The following is a 22,584-nucleotide window of genomic DNA, read 5'->3' on the forward strand; positions in this document are numbered from 1 at the left end:
TCAAAAGACATAATCAAAACATAACCCCACAAAAACAAATCTTGTTAGATATTTGTTCTGACTTGTTAATTTCAGGGAGGGAGTATAAAGATTTTGTACCGCCATGCAAACAGATCCAGCACACAAAACAAGAAAGGCTGCAAAAGCAGCCTTGTCGAACACCGGTGTGGGTTTCATTTGAGAAAATAAAAATTACCTTCTCCGCAGAGAAAAACACAGTTCATTGAAAAACTCGCACTCCCCGCTGGCTACCCGGGGGTTGGCGCTCCCCTCCTCTATGCCACCGAGGAAAGACACCTCGAAGTCAGCGCCAAACAGCCGCTTTACCTCCACTTCATTCACCGCAAAAGGGGGGGATGCGTGTTGTATCGGGGCATAGTCCAGGGTCACCAGCAGCATGCTGGCCCCCGGATTCAGCAAACGGGCCAGCAGTTGGGCATAACCTGGCCTGACGGGTGCGGGCAAGGCAATCAGCGCCGCCCGATCATAAGCGGCATCAAAACGCAGGCCCAAGGTCTCGGCCTGCAAGAAGTCGCCTTCATACAGGCTGAAACCCGCTGCCTGCCAGCGGCAATAATGAACAAGCTTCTGTTGCTGCGGGATGACTCCGGCCTCACTGAAAAAGTCCCGGATCGCCAGGGGGGAAAGCTCAAAGCCGGCAATAGGATGGCCTTGTTCCGCCAGCCAGTGCATGTCTCTGCTTTTTCCGCACAGCGGTACCAATACCTCGGTGTGTTCGGGTACCCCGAGAGGCCGCCAAAAGCGGCTGAGATGCGCGTTGATCCCTTGCTGATGAAAACCGATACGGGATGACTGCCAACGCTGATGCCAGAAATGTGCGTCCATATCAAATCCTTGAGTGCAACAAACCGGCTACTATCTCAAGTCTCACCCGCTGTTATCAAGAGTGGGGCTTGAACTGATTGCTGCCCGCGTCGTAACGGTAACCAATCTGGGACATGCGGGCGTGCAAATGCCCTCCATCCAGCTCATACAATGCCAACAAGGCTTCCAGGCTGTCACACTCCAGCCGCAATTTCTCATTGATGATGCTGAGCAGCATGTGATTGTCCATGTGCTCCAGTTGCGCTTTGTTCATCCCCGGCTCCCGAGTCGGCGTTTTAGCTCAGTATAGTCCGGAGCCGCCATCCTTACCGCCCACCATACTGTAAATTTAAACAGTATTTTTCTTGACCTCAGACGCGGTTGAATAATACTGTATATATAGACAGTAAAGACCAACAAGGAAGGAGTGCATATGGCGACCATCTTGTTAACTCGCAATCCCGGGTTTCCTTCTCTATCCGGGCAGTGGAATGGCACGGCCGTTACTCATACGGTGGCTGCCCCCGGACTGATAGAGCGAATCGATGACTGGAGTGCCGCCCGGCAAAGCCATCTGCTGGCTGAACTGGCCGCCATCAGTCAGCGCCGGAGTGGCTGGATCCTGATGATCAATACCCCCGCCCCCCTGTCACGCCATGCGCTGGCGGCAACGGGCGTGGCGCCGGCCCATGTGATAGACATGGGCAAGGTAGGATCCAACGATTTAAATCTGGTGCAGCGGGCCATCAGTCATAAAGGGATAGCCGCGGTGGTATGCTGGCAATGCCGGCCACCGGCAGAACAGCAACGGCTGCTGGAGCTGGCGGCACAGCGCCACCGGAACAAGGTGTTCCTGATTGCGACCAGCAATGAGGCGGCCCTGCTGCATTAAGGCAGAGCCACTCCGGTCAGGGAGCTACACCAACTCCCGGCAAACCAGATCCATCATCATACGGATATGGGCAGGATGGTCATTGAGGGCGGGAATGTAGTGATATGCCTCACCGCCGGAGGCCAGAAACAGCGCTTTGTTTTGCTCGGCGATTTCTTCCAGGGTTTCGAGGCAGTCGGCAGAAAAGGCGGGGCAGATCACATCCAGGTGCTTGATACCTTCCCCCGGCAGCGCTGCCATGGTTTCGTCGGTATAGGGCTGTAACCAGGGCTCACGGCCAAAGCGCGACTGAAAGGTGGTCCGCCACTGGTGACGCTCCAGCCTCAGCTCCGCCGCCACCAGTTCGGAAGTACGATGGCATTGCTGGCCGTAGGGATCACCTTCATCCTCGTACCGTTTAGGAATTCCGTGGTAAGACAGCAGCAGCATGTCTCCCCGGCCGTGCGCGTCCCAATGAGCCTGCACCGACTCGGCCAGGGCCTGGATATAGCTCCGGTGGTCGTGATAGTCATGAATAAAACGAAATGCCGGCACCAGGCGCTCTTTTTTCATCAGCCGGGCCCAACTGTCAAATACGGAAGCCGTGGTACTGACCGAATATTGAGGGTACAGGGGCAACAATACGACCCGGTCCACCCCGGCGGCTTTCAGTTCCTGCCAGGCGGAAGCCATGGACGGTTCACCATAGCTCATACCCAGCGCCACCGGCATATCGATACCCGCCGCTTTCAGTGCACCGCTCAACGCCGCTTGCTGGCGGCGACTCACCACCATTAACGGAGACCCCTCCGGCCACCAGACGGACTGATACAGCCTGGCGACCTTGGGCGAGCGAAACGGTAAAATAATGCCGTGCAGCAAGGGGCACCACAACGCCCTGGGCACATCAACCACCCGGCTGTCGTGCAGGAATTGACTGAGGAAGGTCTTTACCGCTTTGGCGGTGGGGGCGATGGGGGTACCCAGGTTAACCAGTAAAACGCCTGTTTTCACCTTGTTACCATATCCTGAAGAAACAGGCCGGGAGCCACGGCTCCCGGCCAGACACAATGGAATTAGGACAGAATATCGGTCAGTTCACGGCTGACTTGTTCAACCGATTGGGTCCCGTCCACTTTATGATGGCGGGTGTGACCGGCAGCAGCCTCTTGCTTGTAATAGTCGATCAGCGGCGCGGTTTGTTCGTGGTACACCGCCAGGCGCTTGCGCACCGTGCTCTCTTCGTCGTCCGCACGGATCACCAGCTCTTCGCCGCTAACGTCGTCCTTGCCTTCTACCTTGGGCGGATTGTAGACCAGGTGGTATACCCGGCCAGAGCCCGGGTGTACCCGACGGCCACTCATGCGCTTGACAATTTCCTCGTCCGGCACGGCAAACTCCAGCACATAGTCGACCGGCACGCCGGCTTCCTTCATGGCATCGGCCTGAGGTATGGTGCGCGGAAAACCATCGAGCAGGAAGCCCTTGGCACAGTCGTCTTGGCTGATGCGTTCTTTAACCAGACCGATGATGATGTCGTCGGAGACCAGTTGTCCTTGATCCATGACTTCCTTGGCTTTCAGCCCCAGCGGGGTACCGGCCTTGATAGCGGCTCGCAGCATGTCACCGGTGGAGATTTGCGGAATGCCGAACTTCTCCATGATGAATTGAGCCTGCGTTCCCTTACCCGCGCCCGGAGCACCCAGCAAAACGATGCGCATAACAGCGTCCTCTTTTTGATTAGTCATTCGTAATTTGGGGCATGATTGTGGCATGACACCGGCATGGGGACAAGGGAGAGCGAAAGGGTGTTAGACCTATTGATGATATTGGCGGCAACACTGTGCCTTCAAAGGAGGCCAAACCATGTCGGGCTCCCGCTCACGGGACGAAACAACAAAAGATACCGATACTGAAAACAGGGCATGATTTCTGCGCACTCAGCCAAGGAGCACCGTCGTGCAGCTCCAGACCTTCACCCGCAATGTCCGGGGCCGTGATTTTGCCATTGGCGATCTGCACGGTTGTCATGAACAACTCGCCTCCCGGCTGACCGAGGCAGACTTCGATACCGGGTGCGATCGTCTGTTCAGCGTCGGCGATCTGATCGACCGGGGCCCGGACTCGCTCCGGTGCCTGCAACTGGTGTTCGAACCCTGGTTTTTTGCGATACGAGGCAATCACGAACAGATGATGCTCGATGCCTTCAATCACGCCAGTCCCCACGCCCTGCCGTTATGGTATATGAACGGCGGCCGCTGGTTGCTCGAGCACGACCAGGACAAAGTGGCAGCCTGTGCCCGCGCCGCACTCATCCACATGCCCTATGCCATCGAAGTGGATGTCGCAGGCAAACGAGTGGGCCTGGTGCATGCCGAGGTGCCGGATCACGACTGGCACAGCCTGCAGCATCCCCTGTCGGAGCCACAGTTCGGCCAGCTGTTGTGGGCGCGGGAGCGCATAGCCCGCCGCGACCCAAGCGCCATCGCCCATATCGACCTGGTATTGGTCGGGCACAGTATAGTCCCCGCCATCACCCGCCTCGGCAATACCCTGTATATCGACACCGGCGCCTTCAGCTCCCGGGGCCGGCTGACCCTGCTGGAGATACAATCCTGGCTATGAACCACCATGACTGGTTCCACCAGGGTGCAGCCACTGGCTCTAACCACTCACCACCGGATCCTTTGAGATGAGCATTGCTATCAATATCAAGATATATCGTTAGCATTAAAGCCACCATCAGGTCAGGAACGCCTTGGCGTGGTGCAGGCACATATCATCCCAATGGATGTGATGAGGAAAAACAATGGACAATATAATGCGCAAGACCGTTCGGGCCTTGCTGGCCTTCGCCCCCGTGGCGATATTCAGCGCCGGTGCCAGCACTCCCGAGGGGATGGCTGACACCCTGTACCACAATGCCCGGGTGGTCACCGTGAACGATAACTTCGATATCGCCGAGGCCGTGGCCATCAAGGACGGGCGTATCATGGCGGTCGGTCGCTACGAACAGCTGCGGAAACTGGCCGATGATGACACCCGACAGATCGACCTGGAGGGCAAGCCCTTGCTGCCCGGCTTCTATGACGGTCATATTCACGTGGGTACGGGGCCCCGCCCCTTCGGCGCCACGTTCAATGTCCCCACCCCGGCCCGGTTAACAGAGATACTGTCTCAGGAGGCCGCCAAGGTGCCGGCCGGCGACTGGCTGGTCGGGCTGATGAACCGCCCCCATTGCCATATGCAGATGCCCAACCGCCGGGAACTGGACGCCATCGTGCCCGACCACCCGGTCATGCTGGCCTGTGGCGTACTCAAGCTGACCCTCAACTCCAGGGCCATCGAGCTGGCCGGTTTGAACAAGGATACACCGCAGCCCAAGGACGGGTTGATCGTACGTGACGAGCAGGGCGAACCGCAGGGCGTGCTGACCATGGGCGCGCGCCGTTACGCCACCCGGGTCATCCCCAGCCCGGCACTGAGTGACGACAGCGCCCGGGAGAACCTGCGTGCCCAGTTGGCCAGGTTTCCGCCCATGGGGGTCACCAGCGTCAATATCGCCGGCGTTCGCCCGAACGAATTACGTCTGATCCAGGATGTCTACCAGCGCTGGGGCGACGAGTTGCCCCGAGCCACCTTGCAGATTTTCCTGTTTCCCGGTTATGACGATGTCGACAACAGCCTCGCCGAACTCGAAGGCCTCGGTTTTCGTACCGGTATCGGTGATGACCGGCTAAAACTCGGTGCCATCAAGATGAGCATGGATGGTGCCATCGCCGTACCGGACTTCAGGACTCTCAAACCCTATGACGGCAAGGTGCGTTTCAAGGAACGCGGCCCCTGGGAAAACCGGGAAGGCGACTTCGACGGCGTGACGGTGATCCCCGGGGACAGCCTGTACCGGGTGGCCAGCCGAGCCCATGAGCTGGGCTGGCAGCTCGGCATTCACACCATAGGGGATGCCGCCGTGGTCGAGGCGGTCGAAGTGCTGGAGCGGGTACTGAGGGAGCAACCCCGAGAGGATCACCGTCATCACCTCCACCACCTGACCATCAGGCCGCCGGAAGAAACCCTCGCCAAAATCGCCGAGCTGGAGCTGATCGTCGACACCCAGCCCAACTACACCTATTACAATAACGCCTTTATGCTGGCCGCGGTCAGCGGTAACCGGCTTGAACGACAGAACCCGCAGCGTTCGCTGCTGGATCGTGGCATCCGCATCGCCTACGGCTCGGACGGCCTGCCGCACGGTCCCTTGCTCGGTATTTGGGCGGCGGTGAACCGCCTCGGCCATGACGGTAAGGTGTATGGTGCTGAGGAAGCGATTTCCGTGGAAGAGGCGATTCGGGCCTATACCCGGGGGCCCGCCTACCTGACCTTCGATGAACAGGAGCGCGGCAGCATCGAGGTGGGCAAGGTGGCCGATCTGGTGGTACTGGCGGAAGATCCCCTGAGCATAGATCCGCGGCGGCTGAGGGATCTGGCGGTGGAAAAAACCATTATCGCCGGCCGTGAGCTGTTCCAGGGCTCGCATATCGAGCCCTACCATCAACGGCCGCCGGCTCCCTGAAAAAGCAACGCCCTGCCAAGGCAGGGCGTTGTGGCGATAGAAGGGGAACCGCCCAGTACGCCGGGGCGGTTTTCCGCTCAGTCCAGCAGCAGGCGGTTGACCCGGGCCACGAAGGCGGCGGGATCTTTCAGGCCGCCCTGTTCGGCCAGTTGCGCCTGCTCCAGCAGCAACTGGGACCATTCGTTGAACTGCTCACCTGCTTCCAGGCTCTCGAGCTTTTTCACCAGCACGTGATCGGGGTTGAGCTCCAGGATGTACTTCTGCTCCGGCACCGGCTGGCCGGCGGCGCGCATCAGCTTGATCATCTGGGTGCTCATGTCGTGCTCACCGGCCACCACGCAGGACGGGGTGCTGGTCAGGCGGTGCGTCAGGCGCACTTCCTTCACCTCCTCACCCAGGGCAGATTTTACCCGCTCCAGCAGGGGCGCCAGGGCTTCCTTGGCTTCTTCCTGGGCCTTTTTGGTTTCCTCGTCGTCCAACTCGCCCAGATCCAGTTCGCCCTTGGTCACCGACACGAACTGCTTCTCTTTATAGTCGCTGAGGTGGTTCATCAGCCACTCGTCCACCCGCTCCCACATCAGCAGCACTTCGATGCCCTTCTTGCGGAAGATTTCCAGGTGCGGGCTGTGGCTGGCGGCGGCGTAACTGTCGGCGGTGATGTAGTAGATCTTGTCCTGGCCTTCCTGCATCCGCCCGAGGTAATCGTCGAGCGCCACGCTCTGGGCATCGGAGTCGTTATGGGTGCTGGCGAAGCGCAGCAGGCCGGCAATTTGCTCGCGGTTGCCGTAATCCTCGGCCGGGCCTTCCTTCAGCACGTTGCCGAATTCCTTCCAGAAGCCCTGGTATTTTTCCTGCTCGTTCTTGGCCATCTGCTCCAGCAGGGACAGTACCCGCTTGCTGCAGGCCTTGCGCAGCTGGGCCGTCACCTTGTTATCCTGCAGGATCTCGCGGGACACGTTGAGCGGCAGATCGTTGGAGTCGAGCACCCCTTTGACGAACCGCAGGTAGGTGGGCATAAACTGCTCGGCGTCATCCATGATGAACACCCGCTGCACATACAGCTTGAGACCGTGGCTCTGATCCCGGTTCCACATGTCCCAGGGCGCCTTGGCGGGCACATACAACAGGCTGGTGTATTCCTGGTTGCCTTCCACCTTGTTGTGGCTCCAGGCCAGGGCGTCCTGCCAGTCGTGGGAGATGTGCTTGTAAAACTCTTGGTATTCCTCGTCGCTCACCTCACCCTTGGCGCGGGTCCACAGGGCGGTGGCCTTGTTCACCTGCTCCCACTCGCCTTCGGTGGCGGCAATCTTTTCGCCGTCCTCTTCGCGCTCGGGCTCGCCGTCCTTCCACATCTCCACCGCGATGCTGATATGGTCGGAGTATTTGCCGATGATGCTGCGCAGGCGCCAGTCGTCGAGGAATTCCTGCTCGGCGTCGCGCAGGTGCAGGATGACGTCGGTGCCCCGGCCGGGCTTGTCGATATCGGCCACGGTGAAGGTGCCGTCACCGTCTGACTCCCAGCGCACGCCCCGGTCGGCCGTCTGTCCGGCGGCCCGGCTCAGCACGGTGACCTTGTCGGCCACGATAAAGGCGGAATAAAAACCCACGCCGAACTGGCCGATCAGCTGGGAATCCCTGGCCTGATCGCCGGACAGCTGGCTGAAAAACGCCTTGGTGCCCGACTTGGCGATGGTGCCCAGGTGCTCGATCACCTCGTCCCGGCTCATGCCGATGCCGTTGTCGGAGATGGTCAGGGTCTTGTTGTCTTTGTCCAGGATCAGGCGTACCCGCAGGTTGCCGTCATTTTCATAGAGTTCACTGTCAGACAGGGCCTTGAAGCGCAGCTTGTCGGCGGCGTCGGCGGCGTTGGACACCAGTTCGCGCAGGAATACCTCTTTGTTGGAATAGAGGCTGTGCGCCATCAGGTTGAGCAGTTGTTTGACTTCGGTTTGAAAACCATGAGTTTCGGTATGCACGGCTTCTGACATGATAAGTTCCTTGCTTGGTTTAACCTACAGCCAGAAAGATGGGGATGGCGTGCGGGATTTCAAGAGGCGACGGGAAACAAAGCTGGAAGCCTGACTCTTAGTCACAAGTTTTTGTTGACTTTAAATCAGCAAAACATCGGCCGAAGGGATCGCCTCCACCGACCGTCACATGCCATGGGCGGCATGTGCGAGCCTACATGGACGTACTAGCGGCGTGTCGGTGGAGGTAGCCCTGTTGCCGCTTCTCTGCGTCAAATCGAACTGCCGGACTCGTGACTAAAAGTCAGGCTGGAAGCCGAAAGCAGCATGCCGGAAGCTGAAAGCCGGAAGAGTGGCTCTTCCGGCTTCAAGCCTCCGTCAGTAGTAGCTCCGCCCGTCCTCGGCCAGCCGACGCAAGGCATCACAGGGGGCGAAACGTTCGCCGTACTTACGGGCATATTCCTCCATCTTGGCAACGATGGCCGCTATCCCCTGCCGGTGCATATGGTGGAAGGGGCCACCGCTGAAAGGGGGGAAACCGATGCCGAAGATGGCGCCGATGTCCCCATCCCGGGCCGAGGCCACCACGCCCTCGTCCAGGGTCATGGCCGCCTCGTTCAGCATCAGCAGTACGCAGCGCTCGGCCATGTCCCGGGCTGGCAGCCGGCCCTGGGGCTTGACTCCCAACAGCTTGTAGATGCTCTCGTCCGCCGGCTTGTCCTTCTTGTCGAACAGGTAGAAGCCGCGACCGTTCTTCTTGCCGTAGCGCTTGTCGTCCAGCAGCCGGCCGAAGGCCTCCGGCGCCTTGAAGCGACTGCCCAGCTCCCGCTCCAGGATGGGCGAAATCTTGGCGGCCACGTCGATGCCCACCTCGTCCAGCAGGGTGATGGGCCCCACCGGGAAACCGTAGTCCACCAGGGCGCGGTCGATGGCCTCGATAGGCTCTCCTTCCAGCAGCAGCCGCGCCGCTTCGTTGAGGTAGGGCGCCAGGATGCGGTTCACGTAAAAGCCGGCCTTGTCCTGCACCACTATGGGGGTCTTGCCCTGGGCCCGGGCCAGGCTGATGGCGGTGGCCACCGTCTCGGCACTGGTGCCGGCGTGGGGGATGATCTCCGCCAGCGGCATCTTCTCCACCGGGCTGAAATAGTGCAGTCCCAGCACCCGCTCCGGGCGCGCCGCCCCTTCCGCTATCCGGTGGATGGGCAGGGAGGAGGTGTTGGAAGCGAACATGGCATGGTCCGGACAATGGGCTTCCACCGCCGCCACCATCTTGCGCTTGATCTCCAGCTCCTCGAACACCGCCTCCACCACCATATCGACCCGGTCGAAACCGCTGTAGTCCAGGGTGCCGGTCATCCGCGCCAGCTGTTGCTGCATCTCGGTGGCGCGCAGTTGCTTCTTCTTGACCCTGGGCGCGAGCAGTTGGTGGGCGGTGGCCATGGCCTGGTTGATGCCGTCATGGGAAATGTCCTTGATGCGCACCGGCAGCGCCGCCCGGGTGGCGGTGACGAAGGCGATGCCGCCTCCCATCAGGCCGCCGCCCAGCACCCCGATGCGGTTGAGCGCCATGGGTTCGGCGCCCTGCCAGGTCTTTTCCTTCTTCATCTCGGTGGTGGCGAAGAACAGGTGGCGCAGAGAAGCCGACTCCGGCGTCATCACCAGCTCGCCGAAGGCGCTGGCTTCGGCGGCCAGCCCCTTGCTCATACCCCCGTCCTGCCCGATACGCACCACCTCCAGCAACTTTTCCGGTGCCGGGTAGTTGCCGCGGGTCTTGTGGCGCAGGGTGCTCAGCGCCTTGTCGAACACCAGCTTGCGGCCGAAGGGGTTGGCCTCCAGCGCCAGGGTCTTGATGTCCTGCTTGCGTTTATGCTTCGGCTTGCCCTTGCGGGCCAGGGCGATCGCCGTCTCCAACAGGATGCTCCTCGGCACCATATCGTCCACCAGCCCCGCTTTCAGCGCCTGTTTGGGCCGCAGCTGCTTGCCGGTGAGCATCATGTCGAGGGCCTTGGTCAACCCCACCAGCCCCGGCAGTCGCTGGGTGCCGCCGGAGCCGGGCAACAGGCCGAGCTGCACTTCCGGCAGCCCCAGGCGGGTGATGTCGTCGTCGCTGCACACCCGGCCATGACAGGCCAGGGCCAGCTCCAGGCCGCCCCCCAGGCAGGGGCCGTGAATGGCGGCAATCAGCGGCACCGTCAGTGCTTCCAGCTCATTGAACATCTCCTGGCCGGCCCTGGCCAGGGCGGCGGCCTCCTCGGCGGTCCGGCAGGCGGCCAGCATATGGACGTCGGCACCGGCCACGAAGGAGTCGGGCTTGCCGGAGCAGAGCACCAGGCCCTTGATGGAGCCGTCGGCCCGGATTTGCTCCAGCAGGGAACGGATCTCGGTGGCAAAGCTCGCCCGCAGGGTGTTCATGCGCTCGCCCGGTACATCCATGGTGATGATGCCGATACCCTCTTCGTTGCGCAGGCTGAAAGTCGTTTGAGTCATGGTGTCGCTCATTGTGCTGCCTCCAGTACCATGGCCGCGCCCAGGCCGCCGGCGGCGCAGGCGGTGGTCAGCGCCAGACCGCCGCCACGGCGGTTAAGCTCTCTCAGGGTTTGGGTGATCATGCGCGCGCCGGTGGCGGCGAAGGGGTGGCCATAGGCCAGGGAGCCGCCCAGCACATTGAATCTGTCCATGTCTACTTCTCCTATGGCCTGGCCGCGACCCAACTCACGCTCGGCGAAGGTCTTGCTCTCGAACATCTTGAGGTTGGCCAGGGTCTGGGCGGCGAAGGCCTCGTGCATGTCGACAAGATCCATGTCCGCCAGGGTACAGCCGGCCCGCTCCAGCGCCAGCGGGGTGGCGTAACTCGGCCCCAGCAGCATGTCCTGCCACACATCGATGGCGGCGTAGGCGTAGCTGCGCAGGTAACCCAGCGGCTTCAGCCCCAGCTCCCGGGCCCGGCTTTCGGTCATCATCAGCACGCAGGCGGCACCGTCGGTAAGCGGGGTGCTGTTGGCGGCGGTCACGGAGCCGTGGCGCTTGTCGAAGGCGGGCCTGAGTTTGGCGTAGTCGGCCAGGCTGGACTCGGTGCGGATGTTGTTGTCCTGCACGAAAGGAGACTTGAACGGCGGCACATAGGCGGCCATCACCTCGTCGGCAAGCAGCCCTTGTTGCCAGGCCCGGGTGGCCAGTTGGTGCGAGCGGTGGGCCAGCTCGTCCTGGGCCAGCCGGTCGATGCCGTGGCTCTTGGCCATCTGTTCGGCGGTCTGTCCCATGGACAAGCCGGTGGAATATTCCGCCACCGCCGGCGGCACCGGCGCCAGATCCTTAAGTTTGAGCCGGCGCAGAATACCGAGCCTGGCACTCAGGGTTTTCGCCTTGCTCAAATCAAGCAGGGCATCGGCCAGCCGGGTGGATACCCCTATCGGCAACACCGAGGAAGAGTCGGCGCCGCCGGCGATGCCCACCTGGATATGGCCGGCCATCATCGCCTCGGCGATGTTGGACACCGCCTGAAAACTGGTGGCGCAGGCCCGGGTCACGCTGTAGGCATCGGTACTGACCGGCAGTTCGGTGCCGAGCACGATTTCCCGGGCGATATTGGGGGCCTTGGGCATCTGCACCACCTGGCCGAACACCAGTTGCTGCACTTCGCTGGCGTCCATGGGGGTGCGGGCCAGCAGTTCGGCCACCACCATCTTGCCCAGATCCAGGGCGGGAATGCCGCGATAAGCGGTGGATTGGCGGGCGAAGGGGGTTCTCAGCCCGGAGACGATGGCGATGCGATCGCCGGTTCTTGTGGTTAAAGGGTTAGTCAGCGTCATGTCTGCTCCTTGTTGGCAAGAGGTCTGACCTCCACGTCATCTTAACAATGCCCCTACAAGTTTTAAACAGGTGATTGAAATTTTCTGCGCCGCAACAGGGAGTCAAACCAAACGCCTGTCGCGTGCACTGCCAAGAGTGAGTAGACTGAGAGAAGCCACCCTTACTCAACGGTGAACGATGATTTCCCTATTCAGGCGAAAGAAGACCAAGCCAGGTGCGGTCTCTAACAGCATGATGATAAAACAAAAGCGCTATGAGGCGCTGGTGTATGCCTTGCATGGCGATTTGTTTCGCTATGCCTATTGGCTATGCCATGACCGGCAAGTGGCTGAAGATTTGGTGCAGGAGACGTTTCTGCGCGCCTGGAAAGCGCTCGACAGTCTGAAAGACGAAAAAGCCGCCAAGGCCTGGCTGATTACCATACTGCGGCGGGAAAACGCCCGCCGGTTCGAACGCAAACAGTTTGATCTGGTAGATCTGGACAGCGTTCCCGTGGCCGACAAACAAAGCCTGGGACTGGAACAGGACATGGAAAACGAATGGCTGCGCCGGCACATTGCCAAGCTGGCAGTGGAATACCGGGAACCGCTGCTGCTGCAGGTGATCGGCGGTTTCAGTGGTGAAGAAATCGCCGAGATACTGGACTTGAACAAGAACACCGTAATGACCCGTCTCTTTCGCGCCCGTAACCAGCTGAAAGAGGCATTGGAGCAGGACAAGAGCACACGAGGCCACTGCAATGGATGATCTGGAATTTCGCCGCCGGGCTTATGCCGATCCCTGTGACAAGAGCCCGGAATTTGTGTCCGCTTCTACCACCAACGCCGGCAACCGGCAATTCATGGAAGAACTGAAAGAGTTCAACCGCAAGCTGGAGCGGGCACTGAACGAACCCGTGCCCCCGGCACTGCCCGACAAGCTGATGCTTTCGCACCTGCTGCGCCAGCCCGACCAAAAAGAAGGTCTGGGCTGGCGTCACCTGGCTGTGGCTGCATCCGTCGCCTTTGCCCTGGGGTTTTCCACCCGTTTTATGCAGCTGTCCGCGGAGTCCGGCAACCTGCCCCCCTCGGTGGCCAAGGTGGCGATGCATCATGTGCAGATGGAAATGCCCTTTACCCGCTATGTCGACGAAGAACTGACCCTGGCCACGGTAAACGCCAAGCTGCGCCCCTACGGCGCCAAGCTGAAGGATATCGCTGCTGTCGGCAAGATCTACTACGCCAACCACTGCATGTTTGCCGGCGGTCCGGCGGCACATCTGGTGATCCAGGGCGAGCATGAGCGCGTCCACGTCTTCCTGGTACCCATGGAGCGCACCTTGCAAATCGTCAGCGAGTTTTCCGACGCCAACCTGCACGGCGAGGTGATACCCATGACCTACAACCGCCTGGTGGTGGTCAGTGACAGACAGGAAAACGTGCACTCCATGGCCGAGAAAGTCCAGGCATCGCTGGAAAGGGCACTATAACCCGATGGGCGGCCCTGGCCGCCCTTTTGAATGGCACCCCGCCCGTGCCCTGCCGGATCCATGCCATGTCCTTGCCTGACCGCCACGGCGCTTCCAACCCGAGAAATTTAGACTCAACCGCTGGGAATTCAATGGCTTAATGGTGTAACATTCGGCCTTATCGCCCACACGGAAGCGAAAACGCTGTTCGGAACAACAGGAATGCGCCCATGACCATAGAACTCCCTATTCTGATCACCTTTGTCGGCTATCTGCTGCTGACCATGCTTATCGGCCTGGTGGCCTATAAAGCCACTCGCTCGCTGAGCGATTATATTCTCGGCGGTCGTCGCCTCGGTCCCGGTGTAGCGGCCCTGAGTGTCGGCGCTTCGGACATGAGCGGCTGGTTGCTGCTCGGCCTGCCCGGTGCGGTTTATCTGTATGGCATCAATCAGGCCTGGATCGGTATCGGTCTGGTGATCGGGGCCTGGCTCAACTGGCTGTTCGTCGCCAGGCGGCTGCGGGTCTACACCGAGCAGGCCAACGACTCCCTGACCCTGCCCGACTTCCTGGAAAATCGCCTGGCCGACCGCAGCGGCCTGATCCGGGTGATCTCGGCCCTGACCATACTGGTGTTCTTTGTCTTTTACACCGCCTCTGGCCTGGTGGGCGGTGCCATCCTGTTCGAGAAAGTCTTTGGCCTGCCCTACCTGACCGCGCTGATCATCGGCGGTGGTGTTATCGTCGCCTATACCTTTATGGGGGGGTTCCTGGCCGTGTCCTGGACGGACTTCTTCCAGGGTATACTGATGCTGCTGGCACTGATCGTACTCCCCTGGGTGGTGATGAGCGAACTGGGTGGCATGGAACAGACCTTTGCCGGTCTGGAACAGATGGACAGCAGCAAGCTCAACCTGTTCCACGATTTCTCACTGTTGAGTGGACTCAGCCTGCTGGCCTGGGGACTGGGTTACTTTGGGCAACCCCATATCCTGGCCCGCTTCATGGCCATCGACTCACCGCGTTCGGTTCCCCTTTCCCGCCGTATCGCCATGAGCTGGATGATACTGTCGCTGATCGGCGCCCTGGGGGTCGGCCTGGCCGGCACCCTCTACTTCAGCGGCGCTCCACTCGATAACCCGGAAACCGTGTTTCTGGCCCTGGCCAACGCGGTGTTCAACCCCTGGGTAGCCGGCCTGCTGATTGCCGCCATCATGTCCGCCATCATGAGCACCATCGACTCCCAGTTGCTGGTGTGCTCTTCCGCCATTACCGAAGATTTCTACAAGCGCTGGTTACGTCCTTCGGCACAGGATGCGGAACTGGTATGGGTGGGCCGCTTTGCGGTGCTGGGGGTGGCCGTGTGTGCCATGCTGATTGCCCTGGATCCGCAAACCACGGTGCTGGGCCTGGTCAGCTATGCCTGGGCCGGTTTCGGCGCCGCCTTCGGCCCCGTCATTATTCTTTCGGTGTTCTGGCCACGGCTGACCCGCAACGGCGCCCTGGCAGGCATCGTACTGGGTGCCTTGACCGTGATCGGCTGGAAACAACTGAGTGGCGGGCTGTTCGATCTCTATGAAATCGTCCCCGGTTTTCTCGTCTGTGGCCTGGCTTGTATCATCATCAGCCGGATGGACAAGGCACCGGCAAAGGCGGTAGTGCTCGGTTTCCGACGAATGGAATCTGACCTTTAATCCTTGATTACTCACACAAAAGGGCCTTTCGGCCCTTTTTTTATAAACAAGTGTTTTACTTTTTAATTACATTTTTTTATGCTCCCAACTGGTAAGAGTTCACACCTCCTGCCAGTTGCGCAAAAAGTTGTCGCGCCCGATTCACATAACAACGACAAGAGAGTCTTCTATGAGCCAAAAGACGTTGAAACTGTCCGTGCTCGCCGCTGCCATTGCTGTGGTGGCAGGGCAGGTCCATTCCGCCGCTTTCCAGTTGGCCGAGCAAAACACGACAGGTCTCGGCCGCGCCTACTCCGGCGAAGGTGCCGTTGCCGACAACGCTTCCGTGTTGGGCCGTAACCCCGCAGCCATGACCCTGTTCGATCGCCCCGCACTGTCTACCGGTGCCGTCTATATCAATCCGGAAGTAGATGTGGAAGGAAAAGGGGCTTACGCGCAAGCCGGACAAGCCAGCGGAATGCCAACTGACTCTAAAGATATCGCCGATGATGCAGTAGTGCCCTTCTTCTACTACGTGCATCCTATCAATGAGCAATGGGTGGCCGGTTTTGGCGCTTTTACCAACTATGGCCTGGCAACCAATTATCCGAATGATCACTTTGCCGGTGAAGTCGCAGGCAAAACCTCGCTCAAAACTCTCAACCTGAACCCTAATATCGCCTTCCGGGTCAATAATCGCCTTTCATTGGGAGCGGGCTTAAATGCCGTCTACGCCGATGCTGAGCTTGTCAGGCATTCGGGAGTGATTCCCGCCGGACTCGGCCCCATGGGCTCGGTCCTGTTTCCCGAGGGCGCCGGTACCGAAACCGCTCGACTGGCCGGAGATGACTGGGGTTATGGCTGGAACGCAGGATTGTTGCTGGAAGCCGATGAGCACAATCGCTGGGCACTGACCTACCGCTCCGAAATCGATCTGACGCTAAAGGGCGATTACTCCAATGGTATTTCCCCCCTTGGCGGTGGCCTGGGCGGTCAGGCCCGGGCCGGCAGCCTGGATCTTACATTACCAGCTATCGCCGAGCTGTCCGGCTACAACAGGGTCTCCAATGACTGGGCATTCCATTATGGCATCATGTGGACAGAATGGAGCAGTTTCAAGGAGCTGAAAGCCGTGGACCAACAGGGCAACCAACTGCTCCATAAGGACGAGAATTTTAAAAACAGCTGGCGGGTCAGCGCCGGTGCCACCCACTACCTGAACGAGCAGTGGACCCTTCGTGGCGGTCTTGCCTACGACAAGTCACCGGTCCCGGAAGAGTATCGCTCTATATCCATCCCGGACGTGGACCGTACCTGGTATACCCTGGGTGCTACCTATGCCTACAATCAGAATCTGAGCGTTGACGCGGCCTTCGCCTTTCTTCATGGCAAAAAAGTGGACGTGAGGGAAAAGAGCGAGCTGCTTCCCGCGCCCTATGAATTCCGCTCAGGGGGTAATGCCTACCTCTTTGGGGTACAGATGAACTACAGGTTTTAAGCCCATATCCGACAACCAGTCTGAAAGCGCCCCGGGGCGCTTTTTTATTGGCGCCTGCTTTGTCAACCCAGTGATTATCCTGTATATTCCTCAGCCTGTTTTTGACACGACGGGTCCCCATGAACTGCTTTGTAGCCAGACAAGCCATACTCGACAAACAGGGTAATCCCTTCGGATATGAGCTGTTATTCCGTCTTGGTCTCGATAATCGCTTTCCCGATATCGAAGCAGAACTGGCTACCCGCCGTTTAATGGCTGAACAGTTTTTAAGCCAGAAAATCGAAGATCTGGTCGGCGAAGCCCTGTGCTTTGTCAACTTCCCCGATGCCCTGCTGCGTGAAGGCATGGCCGATGCCTTTCATCAGCACCGGCTGGTGATTGAAATACTGGAAGACGCCACACCGGATCCAGCCTTGCTGGAATGTGTCAAACGACTGAAGACGCTGGGTCTGAAACTGGCTCTCGACGACCACTCGCCAGGCAGTGCCTGGGACGCCTTCCTGCCCTTTATGGATTTTATCAAGCTGGACTTGCGCCAGACTTCCCTGGCCGACTGCGCACGCTTTATCCAGGCATGCCGCCGCTACCCCCAACTGCGTTTTATTGCCGAAAAAGTGGAAACCCGCGAAGAATTTGCCGCCGCAGAGCTCGCGGGTTTTGAATTTTTCCAGGGCTATTACTTTCAGCAACCCCAGGTCATCCGCCGGCGTATTCTCACCACCGACGAGCTCACTGCCTTTGAGCTGCTGGCGGCGGTCAGTGACAACGATATCGACTATAACAGGCTGACCGAGCTATTCAGCCGCGATCTCTCGCTCTCCTATAACCTGCTCCGTTATGTCAATAACCTGCATATGGGATATCACCAAAATATCGAAAACCTGCGTAGTGCCATCGTTTATCTGGGTCACCAGCAGCTTAAGCGCTTTACCGCCCTGGTCATGACCGCCTATGTGAGCAAGAGCAAAAATATCGAGCTTTACCGGTTGTCCATTATCCGCGCCAAATGGTGCGAGTTGCTGGCCGAACAAGTCAGTCCCAGCCTTAAAGATGACGCCTTTATCTGTGGGCTGTTCTCGTTGCTGGATGTACTACTCGAGCGCCCCATGGCCGAAATATTACCGCACTTGTCGGTTGCGGAAAACGTGTCCCAGGCACTACTCGAAGGCAAAGGCCAACTGGGTTTTTTCATGGGGCTGGTGCATGATCATGAGCAGGCAAACTGGCCGCAGTTGCAGCAACGCCTCGCTTTTATTGGACTCAGCGAAACAGCCAGCAGCCAGAGCTACGAACAGGCGGTACAATGGAGCAACCGGCTCGGCAATCATCACCGGTTGAACTGAGTCCCCTCTTATCCCCTGGTCTTGCCCTGCATATAATGGCGGCGACACAGGGCAACATAGCGCTCATTGCCGCCAATCTCTATCTGACAGCCTTCGCGCACCACCCGGCCTCCTGCGTCCAGCCGGGCGTTCATATGCGCCTTGTTGCCACACCAGCAGATAGTCTTCAACTCTTCCAGCTTGTCGGCAAGGCAAAACAGGTAATGGGCCCCTTCGAACAATTCCCCCCGGAAGTCGGTTTTCAATCCGTAGGCCATCACCGGGATGCCCAGCTCGTCCACGATGCGAGCCAGCTGATAAACCTGGGCCCGCGTCAGGAATTGGGCTTCATCCAGGATAAAAACATCGATGGGATGCTCCCCGCAACGCTGCTTCATCAGCCGAAACAAATCGCAGTCACGGCTAAAGGTATCAACCGGCAGGCTCAGGCCTACCCGGGCCCGGATGACACCGGCGCCGGCGCGGGTATCCAGCCGGGGTGTCATGGCATAGGGGCTGAGCCCTCTTTCCAGGTAATTAAAATGTGCCTGTATCAGTTGGGTCGACTTGCCCGAATTCATGGCGGCATATTTGTAGTGCAGAGAGGCCATGGCGATTATCCCCTTTGTTTCCAGGCCCAGAACGCCAGCATCAGCAGGAAGCCTGCCGATGCCGCCGCAAAGCCCATCAGCAGGGAGGCGCTGTAGCCCAATGCCAGGTAGCCGATCACACTGACCATGGCAATGGAAAGCGCATAGGGCAGCTGAGTGATGACATGATCGATATGATGGCAGGAAGCCCCGGTGGAAGACAGAATAGTGGTGTCCGAAATGGGTGAACAATGATCCCCGAATACGGCTCCCGCCATGACCGCCGACATCCCCGGCAACAGCAGTTGCGCATCAATGGCCATGGTCATATCGGCGGCAATGGGCAGCATCACTCCGAAGGTCCCCCAACTGGTCCCGGTGGCGAAAGCCATCACCCCGGCCAACAGGAACAGGATGGCCGGCAGTACAAACAGCGGCATGCTCTGCTGCACCAGGGAGGCAAGGTACTTGCCGGTTCCCAGCTCACCGATCAGGCCGGCAATGGTCCAGGCAAACAGCAGAATATAAATCGCCGGCAACATCCCCTTAGCCCCTACTCTCAGCGCATGCCCCCATTCGGCTGACGAGGCCCTGTGTCTGAGCATGGCCAGCACGCACACCAGTACCCCGGCCACGCCGCCCAGGACCAGGGAGCGCCCGACATTGGTGTTTTCAAGGGCAGACAACACCGAAAACGCCGTGTTATTCTCGGCCAATGCCTGCGCGCCGGTCACCAGCAAAGCCGTCACCGTCACCAAGGTCAGTGCACCAATCGCACCCAACAAGTCCGCGACGCGGCCAACACTGGTGGCGGTATCGGCCACCCCCGGTGGTGTGCCTTTGGCTTTATCGAACAAGATACCGTTCAGTGCTTGCCGCTCATGATGCGCCATGGCCCCCAGATCCCATCCCCCCCGGATCACTAACAGCACCATGACCAGAGTAAAGAGCGCATAAAAGTTCATGGCCCCCATCGTCAGAAAGGCACCCAGCGCGCTCTGTCCGGTCAGGCCATAACTGGCCAGGATGCCACCGACCAGCGCTATAATATAAGCTCCCCAGGAAGAAACCGGCATCAATACACAAACCGGCGCCGCGGTTGAGTCCAGCAGATAGGCGAGTTTGGCGCGGGAAATGCGGAAGCGGTCGGTCACCGGCCGGCAAATCGTGCCCACAGAAAGGCTATGGAAATAATCGTCAATAAAGAAGATAAATACCAGCAGGCCGGTCATGACTTTAGCCTGGCGGCGCGTTTTGATACGCGCCTGTGCCCACTCGGCGAAGGCCAGAGTGGCACCGGTGCGGCTGAGCATGCTGATCATGCACCCCAGCAGCAGTAAAAACAGCAGTATATTCACATTCCATTCGTTCACGGCATTATCTGACCAAAATAACGCCATCACACTTGTACCCAAATGAGTCAGTACCGCAAAAGGATTGAACTGCTGTAATAGCAAGGCACCCAGGACAATACCAAACCCCAGGGATAACAAGACCCGTCGGGTAAAAATGGCCAATATAATCGCCAATAGCGGCGGTAGCAGGGACCAAAAGGTCTGAACAAAAGGATGTGATTCCATGACGACACCTGAATCTGAGTTGCCAACATAACCACCAGGAGCAGGAAACCGATATCAATGTCGTCCTCTCTTTCCCAGCAGTAGCGCATCATGAAACAAATTTCATGACAGTATCGGCCCTTTCGGTACCAATCCCAGCCAAGCTGTCTGATGAACAGCATGGCTTCGGCGCATCTTCCTTTCAACCAGGATAAACGGCATCACCCTGACCCGGTTTACTGATAAGACACGCACCTCTACGCAGGTAAGTTGGTGGATTTTACTGCCAAAAAGACAAAAATCAATATATTTAACCAAAATGAAAGCTCATTCTTTGAGCTATCTACTCCGCATAACATGCCTTTCACTAACGATGTGATGAAAAAATGCTGTCTGGTTCACAGCCTGTAGTGAAAGACGGAATTACCGATGGCGACAACAGCCGTCGAATAGTATTGCCGCTTGAGATAACAGGGCATTAAAAATGTTAATTAGCGACTGCTTTTGCAAAATGCAATGCTTTATCCGTCAATATACGACGGACTAATGTCTGATAAGCTATCTCCTCCTGCACTTTGTATTAATTAACTTGCTTCATTTAAAATGAAGTTGTAAATTTAATTTATTACAAAACCAATAGAACACCATAGGTGGATCCAATGACTGAATTTTTGAAAACACTGCTCAATATTCGCAGCCTGCGTGCCGCAACTCGTGAGCTGACACTGGAACAGATGGAAGAAGGACTGGCCAAATTAACTTCAGTTATTGAAGAGCAGCGCGAAAGCAAAGCTGCTGAGCGCGCTGCAGCCGAAGAGCGCGAGCGCAAACTGAAAGAATATGTAAGCATGATGGCAGCCGACGGTATCGATATCAGCGAACTCGTCGAACTGGCCGAGCCCAGCAAAAAAGCCTCTGGTCCTCGCAGCAAGCGTCCGGCCAAATATGAATACCAGGACGAAAGCGGTGAATACAAAACCTGGACCGGCCAGGGCCGTAAGCCTGCCGCGATTCAGAAAGCCTTGGACAGCGGCGAGAAAAAGCTGGAAGATTTCCTGATAAAGTAAAGTATTCACCGATAAAAACCAGGTCTGAATAGCTGTTCCGAATAGTCGATCAATCAAGCCAACGGTACCGCTAAACAGATTCTCTGCGCCAAGGATGGCGCGGTGGTTTCCCAGGGCTGGATTGCTCCAGAAACTGCGGGTTATCAGGCTCCGCGGCATGCCGGGGGTGCAGCGCCAGTTAGCTCTCGCAACGTCTCCGGCTAAAAGAGAGTTACCCCTGGTATCACAGCCCTTGTGAGCAGGGGCACCCAATGCACTGCCTCATCAACGCATCATTCCGGCGATGTCATCCTAGTGGCCGGAATATCACCCTATCGGGCGAATGCCCGCTAACCCCGCTCCAATAATGAGTAAAGTCCTTTATCCACACCGTTTAACTTAAGCTCATACACCAGGGCGAGTTCGGCACCGAGTTGGCCGGCCGGCCATGTTTTGCGTTCAAGCCAGCACAGATAGGCCATGGGTAGCCGAAGCAGCGGCAGCCCTTTATACTTTCCGAACGGCATGGGCTTGCTGATAATGCTAAGCAGCTCGGCTGCCTGAATTGCCATCGCTAAACTCCGTAAACACTGTAGGAAATCCAGAGCCGAACAACCCTGCCGGATATAACAGCCCGCCCCTTGTTGAGGGCAACGACGTTAAGACAAGGCTGCCAGACTGAGGTTTATTTGTGTCAATACGGCGGCCGGGTCGGCGGCCTGGGTAATGGGTCGCCCAATCACCAGATAATCACTGCCGGCGGTGATGGCCTGCTCCGGCGTCATGATCCGACGCTGATCCCCGGCATCGCTGCCGGACGGACGGATGCCCGGCGTTACCAGCTTGAAATCCGGCCCCAGTTCGGCTTTCAGCAAACTGGCTTCCTGCGCCGAGCAGACCACACCGTCCAGGCCGGCATCGCGGCTCAGGCGGGCCAAGGCCAGTACCTGCTCCGCGGGAGAGCGCAGTACCCCCGCCTGGTGCAATTCATCCCCGGTCATGCTGGTCAGTACCGTGACGGCAATCAACAAGGGCGCCTTGTCGCCGTAAGGCTTGAGGGCTTCCTTCGCCGCCTCCATCATACGTGGGCCGCCACTGGCATGCACATTGACCATCCACACCCCGAGTTCGGCCGCCGCCGCCACCGCCTTGGCCACGGTATTGGGAATGTCATGAAACTTCAGATCGAGGAATACATCGAATCCGGCATTCACCAATGAACGAACAAATTCCGGGCCAAACAGGGTGAACATTTCCTTGCCGACCTTCAGCCGGCAGTCGGCGGGATCCAGTTTGGCTACCAACTCACGGGCCTGTTGTTGATCGGCAAAGTCGAGTGCTATGAGGATCTTGGGGTCGTGACTATTTGAATCTTGCATGGGTTACCTTTTTTATAACTGATC

Annotated in this window: 20 protein-coding genes and 1 riboswitch; of the genes, 9 read left to right on the top strand and 11 right to left on the bottom strand. The window is 58.5% G+C overall.

Annotated features, from left to right (window positions below):
• Nucleotides 1-192: 192 nt before the first annotated feature.
• Both ACEVBK_RS11005 and ACEVBK_RS11010 read right to left on the bottom strand, forming a co-directional pair.
• The gene (locus tag ACEVBK_RS11005; protein WP_375054994.1) at nt 193-846 is read right to left on the bottom strand and encodes a thiopurine S-methyltransferase; all 654 of its coding nucleotides are present in this window, start codon (nt 844-846) and stop codon (nt 193-195) included.
• Between the two features lie 55 nt (nt 847-901).
• Nucleotides 902-1,099, bottom strand: coding sequence for a DUF4250 domain-containing protein (locus ACEVBK_RS11010; RefSeq protein WP_375054995.1), 198 nt, complete (start codon nt 1,097-1,099; stop codon nt 902-904).
• Nucleotides 1,100-1,258: 159 nt separating this feature from the next.
• On the opposite strand from ACEVBK_RS11010, the gene ACEVBK_RS11015 reads away from it, so the two are divergent.
• Complete coding sequence (locus tag ACEVBK_RS11015) at nt 1,259-1,717, top strand: hypothetical protein (RefSeq protein ID WP_375054996.1); 459 nt, start codon at nt 1,259-1,261, stop codon at nt 1,715-1,717.
• A 24-nt stretch (nt 1,718-1,741) separates the two neighbouring features.
• On the opposite strand, the gene hemH is transcribed toward ACEVBK_RS11015, so the two are convergent.
• Both hemH and adk read right to left on the bottom strand, forming a co-directional pair.
• Entirely contained in the window at nt 1,742-2,710 is a 969-nt protein-coding gene (gene hemH, locus ACEVBK_RS11020) for a ferrochelatase (protein ID WP_375054997.1), read from the bottom strand.
• Between the two features lie 62 nt (nt 2,711-2,772).
• Nucleotides 2,773-3,417 (bottom strand): adenylate kinase, encoded by a 645-nt coding sequence (gene adk, locus ACEVBK_RS11025; RefSeq protein ID WP_375054998.1) that lies wholly within the window; start codon nt 3,415-3,417, stop codon nt 2,773-2,775.
• Nucleotides 3,418-3,655: 238 nt separating this feature from the next.
• Here adk and ACEVBK_RS11030 point away from each other — a divergent pair, with 238 nt between their 5' ends.
• Together ACEVBK_RS11030 and ACEVBK_RS11035 are read left to right on the top strand one after the other, a co-directional pair.
• Nucleotides 3,656-4,321, top strand: coding sequence for a metallophosphoesterase (locus ACEVBK_RS11030; RefSeq protein WP_375054999.1), 666 nt, complete (start codon nt 3,656-3,658; stop codon nt 4,319-4,321).
• 196 nt (nt 4,322-4,517) lie between these two features.
• Nucleotides 4,518-6,269, top strand: a complete 1,752-nt coding sequence (locus ACEVBK_RS11035; protein ID WP_375055000.1) for an amidohydrolase — start codon at nt 4,518-4,520, stop codon at nt 6,267-6,269.
• Nucleotides 6,270-6,346: 77 nt separating this feature from the next.
• On the opposite strand, the gene htpG is transcribed toward ACEVBK_RS11035, so the two are convergent.
• From htpG to fadI, 3 genes are all read right to left on the bottom strand, one after another.
• Nucleotides 6,347-8,257: a molecular chaperone HtpG gene (gene htpG / locus ACEVBK_RS11040; RefSeq protein ID WP_375055001.1), complete on the bottom strand. Its 1,911-nt coding sequence runs from the start codon at nt 8,255-8,257 to the stop codon at nt 6,347-6,349.
• 357 nt (nt 8,258-8,614) lie between these two features.
• Nucleotides 8,615-10,723, bottom strand: coding sequence for a fatty acid oxidation complex subunit alpha FadJ (gene fadJ / locus ACEVBK_RS11045; RefSeq protein ID WP_375055002.1), 2,109 nt, complete (start codon nt 10,721-10,723; stop codon nt 8,615-8,617).
• 8 nt (nt 10,724-10,731) lie between these two features.
• The gene (gene fadI / locus ACEVBK_RS11050; protein WP_375055003.1) at nt 10,732-12,045 is read right to left on the bottom strand and encodes an acetyl-CoA C-acyltransferase FadI; all 1,314 of its coding nucleotides are present in this window, start codon (nt 12,043-12,045) and stop codon (nt 10,732-10,734) included.
• A gap of 232 nt (nt 12,046-12,277) precedes the next feature.
• Here fadI and ACEVBK_RS11055 point away from each other — a divergent pair, with 232 nt between their 5' ends.
• The 5 genes from ACEVBK_RS11055 (at nt 12,278) to ACEVBK_RS11075 (ending at nt 18,007) form a co-directional block, all read left to right on the top strand.
• Complete coding sequence (locus ACEVBK_RS11055) at nt 12,278-12,793, top strand: sigma-70 family RNA polymerase sigma factor (protein ID WP_375055004.1); 516 nt, start codon at nt 12,278-12,280, stop codon at nt 12,791-12,793.
• On the top strand, nt 12,786-13,514 hold the full coding sequence (locus ACEVBK_RS11060; RefSeq protein WP_375055005.1) for a DUF3379 domain-containing protein: 729 nt from the start codon (nt 12,786-12,788) through the stop codon (nt 13,512-13,514). The genes ACEVBK_RS11055 and ACEVBK_RS11060 overlap by 8 nt, the downstream gene beginning before the upstream one ends.
• Before the next feature lie 209 nt (nt 13,515-13,723).
• The gene (gene putP, locus ACEVBK_RS11065; RefSeq protein ID WP_375055007.1) at nt 13,724-15,187 is read left to right on the top strand and encodes a sodium/proline symporter PutP; all 1,464 of its coding nucleotides are present in this window, start codon (nt 13,724-13,726) and stop codon (nt 15,185-15,187) included.
• Nucleotides 15,188-15,356: 169 nt separating this feature from the next.
• A complete protein-coding gene (locus ACEVBK_RS11070) occupies nt 15,357-16,664 on the top strand; it encodes an outer membrane protein transport protein (protein WP_375055008.1) in 1,308 nt (435 codons plus the stop codon).
• Between the two features lie 119 nt (nt 16,665-16,783).
• Nucleotides 16,784-18,007 carry an EAL and HDOD domain-containing protein gene (locus tag ACEVBK_RS11075; RefSeq protein WP_375055009.1) on the top strand — a complete coding sequence of 408 codons (1,224 nt, stop codon included), beginning with the start codon at nt 16,784-16,786 and terminating at the stop codon, nt 18,005-18,007.
• 8 nt (nt 18,008-18,015) lie between these two features.
• Here the strand turns inward: ACEVBK_RS11075 and ACEVBK_RS11080 are convergent, their stop codons facing one another.
• Nucleotides 18,016-18,597: a thymidine kinase gene (locus tag ACEVBK_RS11080; RefSeq protein WP_375055010.1), complete on the bottom strand. Its 582-nt coding sequence runs from the start codon at nt 18,595-18,597 to the stop codon at nt 18,016-18,018.
• A 5-nt stretch (nt 18,598-18,602) separates the two neighbouring features.
• Entirely contained in the window at nt 18,603-20,156 is a 1,554-nt protein-coding gene (locus ACEVBK_RS11085) for a Na+/H+ antiporter NhaC family protein (RefSeq protein WP_375055011.1), read from the bottom strand.
• 73 nt (nt 20,157-20,229) lie between these two features.
• A riboswitch (Lysine riboswitch) is annotated at nt 20,230-20,403 on the bottom strand.
• Between the two features lie 391 nt (nt 20,404-20,794).
• On the opposite strand from ACEVBK_RS11085, the gene ACEVBK_RS11090 reads away from it, so the two are divergent.
• Nucleotides 20,795-21,202, top strand: coding sequence for an H-NS family nucleoid-associated regulatory protein (locus ACEVBK_RS11090; protein WP_375055012.1), 408 nt, complete (start codon nt 20,795-20,797; stop codon nt 21,200-21,202).
• Between the two features lie 329 nt (nt 21,203-21,531).
• On the opposite strand, the gene ACEVBK_RS11095 is transcribed toward ACEVBK_RS11090, so the two are convergent.
• Nucleotides 21,532-21,753, bottom strand: coding sequence for a putative quorum-sensing-regulated virulence factor (locus tag ACEVBK_RS11095; RefSeq protein ID WP_375055013.1), 222 nt, complete (start codon nt 21,751-21,753; stop codon nt 21,532-21,534).
• Nucleotides 21,754-21,840: 87 nt separating this feature from the next.
• Nucleotides 21,841-22,560 carry an orotidine-5'-phosphate decarboxylase gene (gene pyrF / locus ACEVBK_RS11100; RefSeq protein ID WP_375055015.1) on the bottom strand — a complete coding sequence of 240 codons (720 nt, stop codon included), beginning with the start codon at nt 22,558-22,560 and terminating at the stop codon, nt 21,841-21,843.
• Nucleotides 22,561-22,584: the final 24 nt, after the last annotated feature.

It is taken from the genome of Zobellella sp. DQSA1 (assembly GCF_041950555.1).
Classification (GTDB): domain Bacteria; phylum Pseudomonadota; class Gammaproteobacteria; order Enterobacterales; family Aeromonadaceae; genus Oceanimonas.